Below are 16486 nucleotides of genomic sequence, written 5' to 3'. Positions count from 1 at the left end.
GTTGGTGTCTGATCAATAGGAAGACCTCCGGATGTGGTGGAGATGCCGTCTTCACCCGACCGGAGGTCTCATGGCCCACGCTAACGCCCGGCTGACCGTTCATGGGCGCATCCTGCTGGTACGGCGTGTGCGTTTCGATCGTCGCCCGGTGGCGCATGTGGCCAAGGAACTGGGCATCTCCCGCCAGTGCGCCCACCGGTGGGTACGCCGTTACGACCAGCAGGGCTGGGACGGGCTGCATGATCGCTCCTCGCGCCCGCACCGCGTCGCCAACCGCACCCCGCCCCAGGTCGAGAAGGTCGTTGTGGACTGCCGGCGACAGATGCGCCGCGGACCCGCGCACATCGCCGCGCACACCGCAGTACCCGAGCGGACCGTCTCCCGGATCCTGCGCCGCCACCACCAGCCCTACCTGGCCGACTGCGACCCCCTCACCGGACAGCTCATCCGGGCCGGCAAGACCACCACCCTGCGATATGAGCGCAGCCGCCCGGGCGAGCTGATCCACCTGGACGTCAAGAAGATCGGCAAGATCCCCGACGGAGGCGGATGGCGCGCTCTGGGACGCGCCGCCACCTCCGCCCACAAACACAAAAAGACCAAGATCGGCTACGACTACGTCCACGCCGCCGTCGACGACCACACCCGCCTGGCCTACGCCGAGATCCTGCCCGACGAAACCGGCGACACCAGCGCCGCATTCCTGCGCCGGGCGGCGGCCTTCTACGCCACCCGCGGCATCCCCGCCATCGAACGAGTGATCACCGACAACGCCTTCGCCTACCGCCACTCGGCCGCGTTTCGGGCCACGGTGGCAGCCCTGGCCGCCCGCCAGAAGTTCATCAAACCGCACTGCCCCTGGCAAAACGGCAAGGTCGAACGGTTCAACCGCACCTGCAAACCGAGTGGGCCTACCGCCAGGTGTTCACCAGCACCACCCAACGCGCCCGAGCCCTGCAACCATGGCTGGAGTACTACAACACCCGACGACGTCACACCGCACTGAACGGCCTTCCACCGCTCAGCCGACTGTCACCAACGCCATGACCCGGTACAGCTAGTCCCGGTAGGACTCATCTCCTGTAACCGAGTAGTCGCATTCCGTCTACATGTATCGCGCCGACTGCTACATGTGTTCGCATGGCGACGCAAGACCTGTCCGGGCTCCCCTGTGTGACCTGGCCCCAAGCGCGGGCCAAAGGCTTGGACACTCGCACCAACCCCACCAAGCAACGCCACCAGATCGTGGCGCCCCCGGTCGCCGCTGTGGAGCACAAGGGCAACCTCGTCGCGTTGTACGCGCGTGCGACATTCGTCGACCTGGAAGCCGCGACTGGACCGCGGTCCGGTGGGCGGCTGACATCGTCAGGCCCGGTGCGTTGATCCTGGACACTAGAGCGTCTGCCTGTCCACCGCCAAGATTCGTAGGGGTACGGACGACAGGACTGATCACTTGAAGAGATCCAGCCTGTCTCGCGCGCGCTGCCTGTCTTCCTCCGTGAAGAGTTCCACGAACTCTTCTCTCAGCACGTGCGCCTCAACGGTGAGATCCAGGCGCCCATGGCTCCGAAGCGTTTCGAACCCGTCCGAGATCTGGTCGCTCCACAGGAGCTGCCTCGCCGTCGCCAGTCCACCCCGTTCGGAAACCATCTGGATGAAACGGGTCGCGTTGTACCCGAGATCACGCTTCGCGGTCTGATAAATCTCGATCATCGCGCGGTGGAACCGGCGCTCGGCCTCGTTCACTCCGCCCCTTCCGATCGTCCAGCGTCCCAGGTGTTGACCAGGCGTTTGTCAGCCAGAACCTAAGGCCTTCGGTCAGAAGCACGGGGCCGCAAGACACATTCCGTGCAGGTCGAGCTGACTGGTCTGCCTTCAGCATTCAGAAGGCCGAGTTCCCGAGCACGCTCACGCCGGCGTGCAAGCCCTCGTCCTTGGTTCCACGGGACGTCCTGTATGAGATTCCACCAGGTCATGCCGTCGCGGTCCTGATACCGCACAAGACGCTCGGCCGACGTGCCTGCCAGCGAAGAACACTCAGTACGGTGGTGAAGGACATCGCCGGACCCTTGGCAATAGACCTCGCCGTCTGATGGGACCAGGCCATAGGGGTCGCCCTCGATGTACTCCACTCTCACGATCTCGTCTTCAAAAGCGGAGGTGAAACCGCGGCCCCCGCCCGACACGTGGAGATCTATTTGTCCCGGTCTGGGCCGGCAGAGCCCACATGTCTCCACGGCCATCTCATGGATACACTCCGCAGCCACATATCCATACTGGCAGCCGCCGTCACCTCCCGCCACAGAACCCATGTACCGGCATTGAAAGCGGCTTCAACGTGGGACGGGTACGGACGCCCGGCGGGCTGTGGACAATCGGCTGCTCCGCTTCCGTACCGCGCGCCTGACGGGACAGCGACGGAACAAAGGCTGGTGCCTGAACCCCGGCCGCAGGGCTGGATCAGCGAACGGGCAGGCCGGTGACGGCGCGGCCGATGATGAGGCGCTGGATCTCGCTGGTGCCCTCGAAGATGGTGAAGATTTTGGCGTCCCGGTGCCAGCGTTCCACGGGGTGGTCTCTGGTGTAGCCGGCGCCGGCCAGGATCTGGATGGCCTGGTCAGTGACCCAGACGGCGGTTTCGGCGGCGACGAGTTTGGACATCGAGCCTTCGGCTTGGGTCAGGGGGCGGCCGGTGCGGGCCATCCAGGCGGCGCGCCAGGTCATCAGGCGGGCCATGTCGACTTTTGTGGCCATGTCGGCGAGGAGGAAGGCTATGGCCTGGTTCTCGGCGATTTTCCGGCCGAATTGTTCTCTTGTTTGGGCGTAGTCGCGGGCGTATTCGTAGGCGGCTCTGGCTACGCCTACGGCCATGGCGGCCACTGTGGGGCGGGTGGATTCGAAGGTGCGCATGGCGGGGTGTTCGCCGGTTTTCGTGCCTTCTCTTGCGCGGGCCAGGCGGGTGTCGAGTTTTTCCTTGCCGCCCAGGAGGCAGGCGGCGGGGAGGCGGACGTCGTCGAGGACCACTTCGGCGGTGTGGGAGGCGCGGATGCCGTGTTTGCGGAACTTCTGGCCTTGGGTGAGGCCTTTGGTGCCGGGGGGGACGATGAAGGTGGCCTGGCCGCGGGAGCGGAGGGCGGGGTCGACGGAGGCGACGATCACGTGGACGTCGGCGATGCCGCCGTTGGTGGCCCAGGTCTTGGTGCCGTTGAGTACCCATTCGTCTCTGGGCTGGTCGTAGACGGCGCGGGTGCGGATGGCGCCGACGTCGGAGCCGGCGTCGGGTTCCGAGGCGCAGAAGGCGGCGAGTTTGACGTCGCCGGGGGTGCCGAACATCTGGGGGAGCCACTCGCCCAGTTGCTCGGGGGTGCCGGCGGCGGAGAGCGCGGCGGCGGCGAGGCCGGTGCCGGCGAGGGAGAGGCCGATGCCGGCGTCGCCCCAGAAGAGCTCCTCGAAGGCGATGGGGATGCCGAGGCCGCTCGGGTCGAACCACTGCTGGGCGAAGAAGTCCAGGGAGTACAGGCCGATCTTGGCGGCCTCCTGGATGATCGGCCAGGGGGTCTCCTCGCGTTCGTCCCATTCCGCGGCGGCGGGGCGGATGACGTTCGCGGCGAACTCGTGCACCCAGTCGCGGACGTCACGCAGGTCGTCGCTCGGCTCCAGGTCGAAGCCGCCGGTGGTCTCGGACATGCGTCAACCTTAACGGCGGCACCGCGGCCGGGTGGTCATCGATCACCCGGCCGCGCGCGTGTGTCAGTTCTCGTCGGACCAGAACCAGTGGCCGTCGCCGCGGTCGCGGTAGGAGGGCTGGGTCTGGGTGTTGAGTCGGTCGTACTTGACCCTGTTGGCGGAGTTCGTGCGCCAGTCGTTGATCTTGATGACGTCGAAGCCGCGGTTGAAGTCGCTGCCGTAGATGTAGCCGTTGTAGTAGTACGCGGACCAGATGCCGCCGCCGCCTTCGGCCGCGGGGCCGCGCTCGAAGTAGCCGATCTCGTGCGGGCGGGTGGGGTCGGTGAAGTCCCAGATGGAGACGCCGCCCTGGTACCACGCCTGGACCATGATGTCGCGGCCCTTGACCGGGATGAGCGAGCCGTTGTGGGCGACGCAGTTCTCGGTGTCGGCCTGGTGGCGCGGGATCTTGAAGTAGGACTTGAAGACGAACGTGCCGCGGGAGATGTCGTAGATGGCGTCCGCGCCGCGGTTGGGCCCGGTCGCCTCGTTGCACGTCGCCGCGCCGCCGCCGCCGAGCTCGTCGGTGAAGACGACCTTCCTGCCGTCGTTGGTGAAGGTGGCGGAGTGCCAGAAGGCGAAGTTCGGGTCGGTGACGCGCGCCGTCACCACCGGGTTCTCGGGGTCGCGGATATCGAACAGCACGCCGTCACCCATGCAGGCGCCGGCGGCGATCTTCCGCTCCGGGTAGACGGTGATGTCGTGGCAGCCCGTGGTCGGGACCAGCAGGCCGGGCTGGGTCTCGTTGCCGCCGTCGGGGAACACGACCGGGGTGGCCACCACCGCGGCGGACGCCGGGTCGCGCAGCGGCACCTTGACGATCGAGATCTTGTCGTGCGGCGGCATGCAGTCCGGGAAGCTGTCCTGCGGCAGGTACGACGAGACGTACAGGTAGACGTTGCCGCTCCGCTTGTCGGGGAGCAGCGTGTGGGTGTGCGAGCCGCAGTTCGTCTCGACCGACTTGACGTAGCGGGGGTTGGCCTTGTCGCTCACGTCGAAGATGCGGATGCCTTCCCAGGACTCCTTCACCGACGCGGACTGCGAGGTGCTGGCACAGGAGTCGTTGTTGCGGGAGGAGTCCACCGAGGCGAACAGCAGGTTGCCGTACACCGATACGTCCATCTGCGAACCCGGGCAGACGACGGAGCTGACGAGCTTCGTCTTCTTGGGGTTCTTGATGTCGTAGATGGAGAAGCCGCCGTAGTTGCCCACGTAGGCGTAGTCGCCCTGGAAGGCGATGTCGGTGTTGATGGTGGCCGCGATGCTCGCGGGCTTCGGGATGTTGGCCACATGCTGGACGTTCGGGCTGGTCACGACCTCATCGGTGCCCGGGATGTCCGCTGCCTGGGCCGGGGACGACGACAGCACGAGGGCCGCGGCCGATCCCACCAGAAGTAAAAGCCGGCTGAGCCGGCCGGCTCTGCGGGGGATGGACAACACTCAGGTACCCTCCTTGGTACTAAGCGCCACAGGAGAACATATGTGGGCAGATTTTCTCCCAAACCTAAACTGTTAGCCATAGTGCACCCTGTCAGCAAAACGTTTCGAGTTGACAGCTTCACCCCCATACCGCCCATGAGTTAGGGTGCACCCGCACAACCAGCGATCTTGAAGGAGGCCGGGTGCGCGCAGCGCTCGCCATCGTCATCGGTACGGCCACGCTCACCCTCGCCGGTTGCGCCGGCACTCCCGAGCCTCCGCGGGCGACGTCCACCGCTCCGGTCATCGCCCCCGGCAAGCCCGGCGAGCAGGCCAGGACGCTCAGCCCGGACCAGGCCGTCACCGCGGTGCCCAGCCCTGCCGCCAACGCCGCCGACGTGCGGTTCATCCAGGACATGATCGTGCACCACCGGCAGGCGCTGGACATGAGCACCGCCGCGCCTGCCCGGGCGTCCTCGGACGGCGTGAAGCGGCTCGCGGCGCGCATCGCCGACGTCCAGGGGCCGGAGATCAACGCGATGATCCGCTGGTTGCGGCAGCAGGGGCAGCGCGTGCCGGACCACCACGCCGCGCACGACGGCATGCCGGGCATGGCGACGCCCGAGCAGATGGCGCGGCTCCGCGCGGCCGCAGGCCCGGAGTTCGACCGCCTCTACATCCAGCTCATGACGGCCCACCACATGGGCGCCATCACCATGGCCTCCGAGGAGCTGGAGAAGGGCTCGCACACGGTCGCGCTGGAGCTGGCGTCCGACATATCGGTCACTCAGGCCGCCGAGATCAACCGGATGCGGCGCATCCAGATCACCGGCTGACCCCGGCGGGTTCCGGACGGCCGTAAGAGGCGGTCAGCCGGGCGGACGCCACTCCGGCATGAGGGCGTGCACCAGGTACGCGGCGACCTCGGCGGGCGTGGTGCCCTTGCCGAAGATCCGGTCCACGCCGAGGTCCCCCGGCGTCACGGTGTCGAAGCGCGGCCCGCCCGCCACCAGGAGGGGACGGCCGAGGCCGCCGCCGACCGCCGTGGGGTACGCCTCGGCGAACGCGGCGGCCATGCGCTTGGTGTTGTGGATGTGCGCGGACCGCTGCGTGACGACCTGCGACACCAGCACGACGTCGGCGTTCACGGACTTGGCGTGCCGCACCAGCGCGTCCACGTCAACCTGGGCGCCGAGGTTGTGCACATCCATCTCGCGGTAGTACTCCAGGCCCTTCTCCCCCGCGAAGCCCTTGACGTTGAGGATGGCGTCGATGCCGACGGTGTGCGCGTCGGTGCCGATGCAGGCGCCGACCACCACCAGCCGGCGCCGCAGCACCGTGCGGATCGCGAGGTTCACCTGGCCCGGGGAGAGCAGCGGGTACTCGCGGCCCTCGGGCACGTCGATGCCCGCGTAGTCGATGAGGTGCCGCACCCGGCCGTACACGATGAAGAACGTGAAGTCCGGCCCCATCGCCTTGGCGTGCACCACGCTCGCCGGGTCCACGCCCATGAGCCCGGCGAGCTGGAGCGCCGCCGCCTCGGCGCGCGGGCCGTGCGGCACCGGCAGCGTGAACGACATCTGCACCATGCCGTCGCCGGTGGTGTCGCCGTACGGCCGGACGACCTGCCGCACGGTCTCCTGGACGGCGCCGCCCTCGGGCAGCGGTGACGTCACGGCGCCTCCTGGAGGATCTCGGTGGCGGGGTTGAGGTAACCGCCGGCCCGGCGGACCACGCCGTCCAGCCCCCTGCCGCGGTCGGGCGGGCGGCGGGTGACGCCGAACGTGCCCTCGGCGATCGCGGTGAGCAGGGAGCGGTCGCAGACCCGTTCCAGCAGGTCGACGGTCTCGGACAGCACGGTGCGGGCACGTTCGGCGACGAACCCGCGGGGCGCGGGGGCGAAGTCCTCGTGCAGCGCGCCGACGGCCCGGCGGACGTAGCGGACGTTCTCCAGGGCGAGGTCGCGGTCGGACAGCCAGGGCGTGTGGATGCCCTCGGTCATCATGCCGACCAGCAGGATGGACTGCCCGGTGAGCATCCCGGCGAGGTTGAAGAAGGCGTCCAGGAGGTACCCGGCGAAGATGTCGCCGGTCATGTGCTTGGTGGGCGGCATGTACTTCAGCGGCGCGTCGGGGAACAGTTCCCTGATGAGCTGCGCGTGCGCCAGTTCCAGCCGGAACGAGTCGGGGATGCGCGGGTCGATCTCGAACGCGTGGCCGAGGCCGAGCTGACGGTCGGCGAGGCCCGCCTCGTGGCCGAGGCGCTCGTTGAGGAGCTGCGAGGCGACCACGGTGTGCGCGGCGTCCACCGCGTCGGCCGTGGTGAGGTAGTTGTCCTCGCCGGTGTTGACGACGATGCCGGCGCGGGCGTGCACCTGCCGGGAGAACCGCTGGTCGACGAACGTGCGCACCGGGTTGATGTCGCGGAAGACGATGCCGTACATGCAGTCGTTGAGCATCATGTCGAGCCGTTCGAGACCGGCGAGCACGGCGATCTCCGGCATGCACAGGCCGCTGGCGTAGTTGGTCAGCCGCACGTACCGGCCGGTCCCGGCGGAGACGTCGTCCAGCGCGGCCCGCATCAGCCGGAAGTTCTCCTGGGTGGCGTACGTCCCGGCGTACCCGTGGCGGGTGGCGCCCTCGGGCACGTAGTCCAGCAGCGACTGCCCGGTGGACCTGATGACCGCGATGACGTCGGCGCCCGCGCGGGCGGCGGCCTGGGCCTGCGGGATGTCCTCGTGGATGTCGCCGGTGGCGACGATCAGGTAGATCCACGGCGGCTCCGGATCGCCGTGCTTGGCGATGAGCCGGTCGCGTTCCTCCCGGTTGCGATCGATGCGGGCGACGCCGCGGGCCACCGCCGCGCGGGACAGCTCCGCGGCACGCTCGGCGTCCGCGCCCACGGGGACGGTGAAGCGCGCCGCCGCCAAGGAGAACGGGTCGTCCAGCCGGAGGCCCTGGCCGGCGAGGGCGTGGAACACGGGCAGGGCCACGCCGTGCTCCAGCCCCGCCTGCTCGCGTACCGCGTCGGTGACGCGGTTCACCCACGGCACGCCGCCGGCGTCGGCGCCGGTGACCCCGGCGAGGCGCAGCACGGCCCGTTCGATCGAGACGGTGGTGTGGGTGCGCGCCAGCTCGATGACCGGCTCCGCGGCCCGCGCCGCCAGCGCCCGCGCCCTGGCGACGACGCCGGGGTCGAGGCCGAGCTTCACCGCGCCTCCTCGCGCAGCCGCCGTTCGAAGAGCACGCGCACGCCGGGGGCGGTGCGCAGCAGGTCCAGGGCCAGCTCGGCATGGCCGGGGACGTAGCCGTTGCCGATGAGCATGGTGACGTCGGCGGCCAGGCCCTCGGCGCCGAGGGCGGCGGCGCTGAACGACGTCGCCATGGAGAAGAACACCACCGTGCCGCCCTCGCGGGTCGCGAGGATCGCGCCGCCCTCGCAGCCGGGCACGTCCACGCAGACCACGGTGACGTCGGCGGGGCCGCCCGCGCGGCGCACGGCCTCGGCGAGCGCCACGGGGTCGCGGGCGTCGGCGACCACCACCGCGTCGGCGAGGCCCGCCTTGGACAGCGCCGCCGCCTCGGCGGCGTCCGGCACCACCCCGATCAGGTGGACCGCGCCGGACAGCCGGGCCGCGGCCAGCGACAACGAGCCGCTCTTCCCCGTCGCGCCGAGCACCGCCACGACGGGGCGGGCGGCGCCGTTGCCGGGGACGAACCCGTCGGACCACCGGCCGTCCGTGCCGGCCTTGCGGCGCACCACCCGCCGGGTGAGGGCGGGGGCGCCGCACACGTCCATCACCGCCAGCGCCAGCGGCATCGGCAGGTCGGACGGCAGCACGGCGGCGACCGACCGGGCGAACAGGATGGCGTGGCCGTCGGCGGGCACCTGCTCGGAGCGGCCGTCCCAGCGGGCCAAGCCGTCGGTGATCGCGAGCGGGGTGAGGGTGAGGGAGACGAGGGTGGCGACGCGCTCGCCCGCGCGCAGCCCGAGCGGCGAGCCCGGCGTGACCTCGTCCACGACGCCGACCAGCATGCCGCCGGAGCCGGTGACCGGGTTGTGCATCTTGCCGCGGTCGGCGATGACGCGCAGCACCTCGGCCCTGATGGCGTCGCCGTCGCCGCCGTACGCGTCGCGCAACTGGCGGTAGGAGGCGGCGTCGAGGTTCAGCCGTTCCACCCGGACACGGGCCTCCCCCGGCCACAGGACCGGCGAGGTGTCCAGCCGCCGTGCCGCCTGGGGCAGCACGCCGGGCGGCTCGACGACGCGGTGCAGCCCCACCGGGGAGGCGGGCGTCGTCATGAAACGGCGAGGCGGACGCGACCCGCGAGCGTGAACGACGTCCAGCCGCCCTCTGCGCGGAAAGTCGACTTTCGCATCGTTCACCATCCTTACAGGTGTTTTTCCTAACTGATCAACCAGGCGACCATCTTGTCCCATGTGTCATTCGCCGGGCAATATCTCGGCCATGAGCACGCCGACCGTCATCACGGTCGCCCCCACCGGGGCCGAAGCGGAGAAGACCGCCGCCCCCGCCCTCCCCGTGACCCTGGACGAACTCCTCACCTGCGCCAAGTCCTGCGAACGCGCCGGAGCCTCCGTCATCCATGTGCACATCCGCGACGCCATGTCCCGCCCGACCCTGGACCCGGCCCGGCTGAAGGACACGGTGTCCGCCCTGCGCGCCGAGACCTCGCTGATCGTCCAGCTCTCGACCGGCGGCGCCGTGACCGACCCCTACGCCGCCCGCCTGCGCGTCCTGGAGGCGGGCCCCGACGCCTGCTCCCTGACCTGCGGCACGGTGAACTTCGGCGACGACGTCTTCCTCAACCCCTGGCCCTTCGTCTCCGACCTCTACCAGGCCACCCAGCGCTGCGGCGTCGTGCCCGAGTTCGAGCTCTTCGACCTCGGCCACATCGCCACCCTGCACCGCCTGCTGGACCGCCACGGCCCCCCGTACGGCGGACGGATCCACTGCGACCTGGTCATGGGTGTCCCCGGCGGCTTCCCCGGCGACCTGCCCACCCTGGCCGCCGCCGTCGCCGCCCTACCCGAACACGCCACCTGGTCCGCCACCGGCACAGGCCGCACCACCCTCCCGGTGATGTTCGCCGCCCTGGCCGCCGGCGGCCACCTGCGCGTCGGCATGGAGGACACCCTCACCTACACCCGAGGCCGCCCCGTACGCGACAACACCGAACTGGTGCGCCGCGCCGCCCAGGCCGCGACCCTCGCCGGCCGGCCCCCGATGGCCCCGCCCGAGGCCCGCGCGTTCCTCGGCATCCCCGGCTGACGCCTGTCGCCGTCACCGCCCCAGGTGGGTGAGGACGAAGGCCAGGATCTCGGCCTCGTAGGCGTGGCGGGCGTAGCGGCCGGTGGGGCCGGTGTGGGCGCCCTCGTCCACCTCGACGCGGAAGAGGACCTCGGAGTCGCCGGTGGCGCGGAGGCGGGCCACCCATTTGGCCGGTTCGTGGACGAGCACTCTGGGGTCGTGGACGGCGCCGGTGACCAGGAGGGGAGGGCGGGGGCCCTGGGGAGGGTTGTCGTAGGGGGAGTAGGCGAGGAGCCAGGTGAAGTCCTCGGGGTTGTGGGGGTTGCCCCATTCCTCCCATTCGTTGACGGTCAGGGGGATGGTGTCGTCGAGCATGGTGGTGACGACGTCGACGAAGGGGACCTCGGCGACCACGGCGGACCACAGGTCGGGACGCATGGTGTAGACGGCGGCCTGGAGGAGGCCGCCGGCGGAGCGGCCTCTGGTGGCGATCTTCGAGACGCGGCCCGCTTTGAGCCATCCGGCCACGTCGACGTAGTCGTGGAAGGTGGTGGGCTTGCCGGCGTACCGGCCCTGGAGCCACCAGTCGCGGCCCATCTGGCCGCCGCCGCGGATATGCGCCTCGGCGAAGACGACGCCCCTGTCCAGCAGGACGGACAGGGCCGTGTCGAAGGTCTGGTCGTCGGTGGCCTCGTAGGCGCCGTAGCCGTGCAGGAGGCAGGGGGCGGTGCCGTCCAGGGGGACGTCGGCGCGGCGGGCGATCGTCACGGGGATCTCGGTGCCGTCGCGGGCGGGCACCCAGTGCAACTCGCTGACGTGGCGGGCGGGGTCGTGGCCGGGGGTCCCGGCGGTCTTCAGGTGGCGGCGCGCGCCGGTGTCCAGGTCGAGGGACCACCAGGTGGTGGGTTCGGTGTAGGAGCCGGTCTCGACGACGAGCTCGGCGGTGTCGTAGACCTCGTTGCGGACGTGGGCGATCCGGCCGGCGGGCACGCCGGGGTCCGCCTCGAACTCCTGGCCGCCGTCCAGGGGGATCACGCGGAGCAGGGGTTCCCCGGCGCGGCGCAGCGTCAGCACGATGTGGCGGGCGAAGCAGTCGGCGGCGTGGACGCGTTCGCCGGGGCGGGGAGCGGCCAGGGGCGTCCACTGCCCGGCGGTCAGGGACGTCCGCTCCCCCGCGGCCTGGGACGTCCGCTCCCCCGCGGCCTGGGACGTCCGCTCGCCGGCGGACGGGGGCGGGCCGAGGGGCGCGGTGACGACGCGGAACTCGGGGTGGGTGTCGTTGGTGACGACGACCAGGCGGCCGCCGGCGGCGTCGTGGTCGGCGCGGTACTCGTGGCCGGGGCGGCGGCCCGCCACGGAGTGCGCGGCGGTGCCGTCGATCAGCCAGACCTCGGTGGTGTCGCGGGCGGTGGAGGTCACGGTGACGAGGCCCGAGCGGGTGGCGCGGATCGTCAGCTCGAAGCGGCGGTCGGGCTCGTGGAGGATCAGGACGTCCTCGCCGGTGGCGGGCACGCGCATGCGGACCTCGTGGGGGCGGTACACCGGGTCCACGACCGTGTAGTAGAAGGCGCGGGAGTCGGCCGACCAGGCGCCGGTGTAATAAGTGCCGGGGACACGGCCGGGGAGGTCCTCGCCGGTGGCCAGGTCGCGGAAGCGCAGCTCGTAGACCTCGTCGCCGGTGGTGTCGACCGAGTAGGCGAGGTAGCGGTCGCAGGGGCTGACCTCGCACACCCCGAGCTCGGCGTAGCCGGTGGCCTCCGCCAGGATGTTCAGATCCAGTACGGATATCGTCGCATCAGCGGATTTATCATTCTTGTTACGGCGAAGCGCACCGTATTCTCTTCCGGATTCCGTGCTGGTGTAGTAGACAAAAGCCCCACGGCGCCAGCTGACCGACCGCTCAGCATCCGGCGTCCGTCCAGCCATTTCGCTGACGAGCTCCTGCCGGAGGTGGGCAGTATGGGCCACCCGCGCCTCGTAGTGGCGCCGCTCCTCGACCAGGTGCCCGCGCACCGCCTCCGTGTCGCGCATCCAGTGGTAGTCGTCGGCCCGCTCCACCCCGTGCAGGGAGTGGACGTGCGGGACGCGCCGCGCGGCGGGGGGAGCTGTCATGGCAGGAAGCTAGCACCGGGACTGAGCGGCGAGTCAACGCCCGGCCCTTGAGAGATCCACGACTCGACGTCCCCGCCCGAGCCGAGCACTCCCCCCGATATCGCGCCCCCGGAAGGACGATATGCCGATACTCAGTCGCGCAGGTGTGACACAAGGGACAGGCACGACGCGTGTGACCCGGGCGGTCCTGGCCCTGATCGCCTTCGTGCTCATGACCGGCGTCGCCCCCGCGCACGCCCTCTCCCCCTCCCCCGCCGCCCCGCCGGCCAAGAAGGTCTTCACCGTCGGCATCCTGTCGGACGTCGACTCGGTCAACCCCTTCACCGGCATCGTCGTCGAGGCCTACGAGGTGTGGGGCCTGATGTACGACACGCTGACCGGGTACTCCGCCAAGGACTTCTCCCCCGTCCCGGGCCTCGCCGAGTCGTGGACCGAGGCGCCGGACAAGAAGAGCTGGACGTACAAGATCCGCGCCGGGGTGACGTGGACCGACGGGCGGCCCCTCACCGCCAAGGACGCCGCCTACACGTTCAACCGCGTCATCAAGGGCGAGTACGAGCAGACCAACTACGGCAGCTACGTCGTCAACATCACCAAGGCCGAGGCCCCCGACGACACCACGCTCGTGCTGCACGTGAAGAACCCCACCCCGATCATGACCCACCTGACCGTGCCGATCCTGCCCGAGCACATCTGGAAGGACATCGACCAGAAGGAGGTGAGGTCCTTCAGCAACGAGCCCGAGGCGGGCGGCACCGTCGTCGGTTCCGGGCCGTTCACGCTGGCCGAGCGGAAGAAGGGCCAGTTCATCCGGATGGTCGCCAACAAGGCGCACTGGCGCGGCGCCCCCAAGATCGACGAGGTGGTGTACCGGGTCTTCACCAACGCCGACGCCGAGGCGCAGGCCCTCACCCGCGGCGAGATCGACTACGCGTACGACCTGCAGGCCAACGTCTTCGCCTCGCTGAAGGACAAGCCGGGCATCACCACCCGCGCCGCCGTGTACACCGGCTTCAACGAGGTCGCCTTCAACACCGGCGCGGCGCTGGCCGACGGCACCCCCATCGGCGACGGCCACAAGGCGCTCACCGACAAGCGGGTGCGCCTCGCCATCTCCTACGCCATCGACCGCCCCGCGCTGGTGAACCGGGTGCTCGGCGGCAACGGCGAGCCGGGCGACACGATCATCCCGCCGATCTACGACACCCTGAAGTACACCCCGCCGATCACCATGCGGTTCGACCTCGGCGAGGCGGGGCGGCTGCTGGACGAGGCCGGGTACCCGCGGGGCGACGACGGCATGCGGGAGAAGGACGGCAAGAAGCTGTCGCTGCGGCTGTTCACCCGGCAGGAGTCCACCGAGTCGCAGTCCACCGGCGAGTTCGTCAAGGGCTGGCTGAAGGACCTCGGCATCGACGTGCGGCTCAAGGTGGTGTCGGAGGACGCGCTCACCGAGATCATCGGCCGGGGCGAGTTCGACATGTTCGAGTGGGGCTGGGTGGTGGAGCCCGACCCCGACTACCAGTTGTCGGTGATGACCTGCGGCAAGCGCAGCTACAAGGACGGCGACGACATCTACGCCGACCTGTCCGACTCGTTCTACTGCAACCCCGAGTACGACAAGCTGTATCAGGCCCAGTCGGTGCAGACCGACCCGGCCGCCCGCGCCGAGATCGTCAAGCGCATGCAGCAGATGGTCTACGACGACGCGGCGTACGCCGTGACCTACTACTACCGCGACAACGTGGCCTACCGCAGCGACCGCTGGACCGGCTTCGTGCCGCAGCCCGAGCCGGACGGCTCGCTGCTGTTCCAGTACGGCACCTACTCCTACCTGAACATCGAGCCGGCGACCGCCGCGGCCGGGCAGGGCGCGGCCACCGCCGCCGCGCAGGAAAGCTCCTCCCCCGGGCTGGTCGCCGGGATCGGCGCCGCCGTGCTGGCCGCGGCTTTCGCCGTGCTTCTGCTGGTCCACCGCAGGCGCTCCGCCACCGCGGACGAGCGGGAGTAAACATGACCGTCACGACCGCCCCGGCCGCCCCGCGCGGCCGGGGACGGCTCCGCACCGGCACCCCGGGCTACGTCGTGCGCAAGGTGGCCTGGTCGGCGGGGACGGTGCTGTTCGTGCTGGTGTTCAACTTCTTCCTGTTCCGCATGCTGCCCGGCGACCCGGTGGGCCTGTACAACCGGGGGCGCAACATGCCGGCCGGGCAGATGGCCAAGCTGCGTGCCGAGCTGAACCAGCCGATCGGCGCCCAGTTCCTCGACTACCTCGCCAACCCGTTCGCCGGCACCATCAACTCGACCCGGTTCAACCGCCCGGTGTGGGACATCGTCGGCGAGCGGGTGTGGCCGACGGTGCTGCTCGTCGGGACGGCCATCCTGATCGCGTCGGTGGCCGGGGTGTGGATCGGCGTGCGCGGCGCCTGGCGGCGCGGCGGCGCGTTCGACCGGGGCGCCACCGGGGTCACGCTCACGCTGTACGCCATGCCGGAGTTCTGGCTCGGCATGATGTTCCTCATCGCGTTCCCGTTCTTCCCGAGCGGCGGCATCTCCACCCCCGGCGACGGCGGGGTTCTGGACGTGGCGTGGCACATGGTGCTGCCGGTGTCGGCGCTCGCGCTGGTGTACCTGGCCGAGTACGCCACCATCATGCGGGCGTCCCTGCTGGACGAGATCGGCCAGGACTACCTGCGACTGGCCCGCGCCAAGGGCCTGCGCGACGACCTGGTGCGCCGCAGGCACGCGGTGCCGAACGCGCTGCTGCCCACGATGACGCTGATCCTGATGAACCTCGGGTTCGTCATCGGCGGCGCCATCACGGTGGAGACGGTGTTCTCCTGGCCCGGGCTCGGCCTGCTGTCGTACGAGGCGCTGCGCGGCCCGGACATCCCGCTGCTCCAGGCCGTCTTCCTGCTCTTCTCCGTCGGGGTGGTCGTCTTCATGCTGATCGCGGACCTGCTGTACGCGCTGATCGACCCCCGGGTGAGCACCTCGTGACCGGCTCGGCCGCCGCCGTCGCGCGGGCCCGCCGCCGGGCGGCGCTCACCCGGTTCGCCCGGGACTACCGCTCCCACCGGGCCGGGGTGGCGGGGCTCGCGATCCTCGGCTTCTTCTGCCTGGTGGCGGTGTTCGCGCCGCTGCTCGCCGACCCGGTGGGGCTGGACATCACCAAGGCCACCGCGCCCGGGCACATGCCGCCGTCCCTGGACCATCCGCTCGGCACCGACGAGAACGGGCGGTCCGTCCTCACACTGCTCATCCACGGCACCCGCATGTCGCTGCTGGTCGGGCTGGCGGCCACCGCCATCGCCATGGTGATCGGCACGGCGGTGGGCGTGACGGCGGGGTTCTACTCCGGGTGGCCGCGGTCCGTGCTCAACGCGCTGTCGGACTGGTTCCTCGTCATCCCGTTCCTGCCACTGGCGATCGTGCTGGCCACCGTGCTCGGGGCGTCGCTGCTGAACATCATCGTGGTGATCGGCGTGACGTCCTGGCCGGGCACGGCGCGGCTGGTGGCGGCGCAGACGCTGTCGGTGCGCGAACGACCGTACCTGGAGCGGGCACGGGCCCTCGGCGGCGGTGACCGGCACATCATGGCCCGGCACGTGCTGCCGAACGTCATGCCGCTGGTGATGGCGCACGTGGTGCTGACGGTGTCGGTGGCGATCCTGTCGGAGACCACCCTGTCGTTCCTCGGGCTCGGCGACCCGAGCAGGCCGTCGTGGGGCTACATCCTGGAGCACGCGTTCTCCACGGGCGCGATGAGCAACAACGAGTGGTGGTTCGTGGTGCCGCCCGGCGTGTGCGTGGTCCTGGTGGTGCTGGCGTTCACGCTGGTCGGCCGCACGCTGGAGTCGGTGCTCAACCCGCGGCTCAGGAACGGAGCCGCGATGACGGTGCCGTCCGGCCCGCGGCCCGAGGAGGCGCGATGACGGTGCTGTACGGCCCGCGGCC

General features: G+C 70.3%; 12 protein-coding genes and 1 pseudogene. 6 read left to right on the top strand and 7 right to left on the bottom strand.

Annotated features, from left to right (window positions below):
• Positions 1-70 precede the first annotated feature (70 nt).
• Positions 71-1047: pseudogene (locus ABGB17_RS01650) on the top strand (IS481 family transposase).
• 402 nt (positions 1048-1449) lie between these two features.
• Here the strand turns inward: ABGB17_RS01650 and ABGB17_RS01645 are convergent.
• The 3 genes from ABGB17_RS01645 to ABGB17_RS01635 all read right to left on the bottom strand — a co-directional run bounded on the left by ABGB17_RS01645 (position 1450) and on the right by ABGB17_RS01635 (position 5163).
• Positions 1450-1746 (bottom strand): hypothetical protein, encoded by a 297-nt coding sequence (locus tag ABGB17_RS01645; protein ID WP_347625872.1) that lies wholly within the window; start codon positions 1744-1746, stop codon positions 1450-1452.
• Between the two features lie 714 nt (positions 1747-2460).
• Positions 2461-3687 (bottom strand): acyl-CoA dehydrogenase family protein, encoded by a 1227-nt coding sequence (locus tag ABGB17_RS01640; protein WP_347625871.1) that lies wholly within the window; start codon positions 3685-3687, stop codon positions 2461-2463.
• Between the two features lie 63 nt (positions 3688-3750).
• A complete protein-coding gene (locus tag ABGB17_RS01635) occupies positions 3751-5163 on the bottom strand; it encodes a hypothetical protein (protein WP_347625963.1) in 1413 nt (470 codons plus the stop codon).
• A gap of 185 nt (positions 5164-5348) precedes the next feature.
• On the opposite strand from ABGB17_RS01635, the gene ABGB17_RS01630 reads away from it, so the two are divergent.
• Positions 5349-5981 carry a DUF305 domain-containing protein gene (locus ABGB17_RS01630; RefSeq protein ID WP_347625870.1) on the top strand — a complete coding sequence of 211 codons (633 nt, stop codon included), beginning with the start codon at positions 5349-5351 and terminating at the stop codon, positions 5979-5981.
• A gap of 33 nt (positions 5982-6014) precedes the next feature.
• On the opposite strand, the gene ABGB17_RS01625 is transcribed toward ABGB17_RS01630, so the two are convergent.
• Genes ABGB17_RS01625 through ABGB17_RS01615 form a run of 3 tightly spaced genes read right to left on the bottom strand, consistent with a single transcriptional unit; the run spans position 6015 to position 9447 of the window.
• Positions 6015-6821: an OAM dimerization domain-containing protein gene (locus tag ABGB17_RS01625; RefSeq protein ID WP_347625869.1), complete on the bottom strand. Its 807-nt coding sequence runs from the start codon at positions 6819-6821 to the stop codon at positions 6015-6017.
• The gene (locus ABGB17_RS01620; protein ID WP_347625868.1) at positions 6818-8356 is read right to left on the bottom strand and encodes a lysine 5,6-aminomutase subunit alpha; all 1539 of its coding nucleotides are present in this window, start codon (positions 8354-8356) and stop codon (positions 6818-6820) included. Before ABGB17_RS01620 ends, ABGB17_RS01625 begins: the two co-directional genes overlap by 4 nt.
• Entirely contained in the window at positions 8353-9447 is a 1095-nt protein-coding gene (locus tag ABGB17_RS01615; RefSeq protein ID WP_347625867.1) for an L-erythro-3,5-diaminohexanoate dehydrogenase, read from the bottom strand. The genes ABGB17_RS01620 and ABGB17_RS01615 overlap by 4 nt, the downstream gene beginning before the upstream one ends.
• A gap of 166 nt (positions 9448-9613) precedes the next feature.
• Between ABGB17_RS01615 and ABGB17_RS01610 the strand changes: the two genes are divergently transcribed.
• Positions 9614-10438 (top strand): 3-keto-5-aminohexanoate cleavage protein, encoded by an 825-nt coding sequence (locus ABGB17_RS01610; protein ID WP_347625866.1) that lies wholly within the window; start codon positions 9614-9616, stop codon positions 10436-10438.
• Positions 10439-10450: 12 nt separating this feature from the next.
• Here ABGB17_RS01610 and ABGB17_RS01605 read toward each other — a convergent pair whose 3' ends face one another.
• On the bottom strand, positions 10451-12529 hold the full coding sequence (locus ABGB17_RS01605) for a prolyl oligopeptidase family serine peptidase (protein WP_347625865.1): 2079 nt from the start codon (positions 12527-12529) through the stop codon (positions 10451-10453).
• Positions 12530-12701: 172 nt separating this feature from the next.
• Here ABGB17_RS01605 and ABGB17_RS01600 point away from each other — a divergent pair, with 172 nt between their 5' ends.
• From ABGB17_RS01600 to ABGB17_RS01590, 3 genes are read left to right on the top strand one after another with little or no spacing between them, the layout of a single operon-like run.
• The gene (locus ABGB17_RS01600) at positions 12702-14540 is read left to right on the top strand and encodes an ABC transporter substrate-binding protein (RefSeq protein WP_347625864.1); all 1839 of its coding nucleotides are present in this window, start codon (positions 12702-12704) and stop codon (positions 14538-14540) included.
• A 2-nt stretch (positions 14541-14542) separates the two neighbouring features.
• Positions 14543-15529: an ABC transporter permease gene (locus ABGB17_RS01595; RefSeq protein ID WP_347625863.1), complete on the top strand. Its 987-nt coding sequence runs from the start codon at positions 14543-14545 to the stop codon at positions 15527-15529.
• Entirely contained in the window at positions 15526-16464 is a 939-nt protein-coding gene (locus tag ABGB17_RS01590; protein WP_347625862.1) for an ABC transporter permease, read from the top strand. Before ABGB17_RS01595 ends, ABGB17_RS01590 begins: the two co-directional genes overlap by 4 nt.
• Positions 16465-16486 lie beyond the last annotated feature (22 nt).

Origin of the sequence: Sphaerisporangium sp. B11E5 (assembly GCF_039871875.1) — a bacterium.
Classification (GTDB): domain Bacteria; phylum Actinomycetota; class Actinomycetes; order Streptosporangiales; family Streptosporangiaceae; genus Sphaerisporangium.
This window is presented reverse-complemented; position numbering and strand designations above follow the sequence as displayed.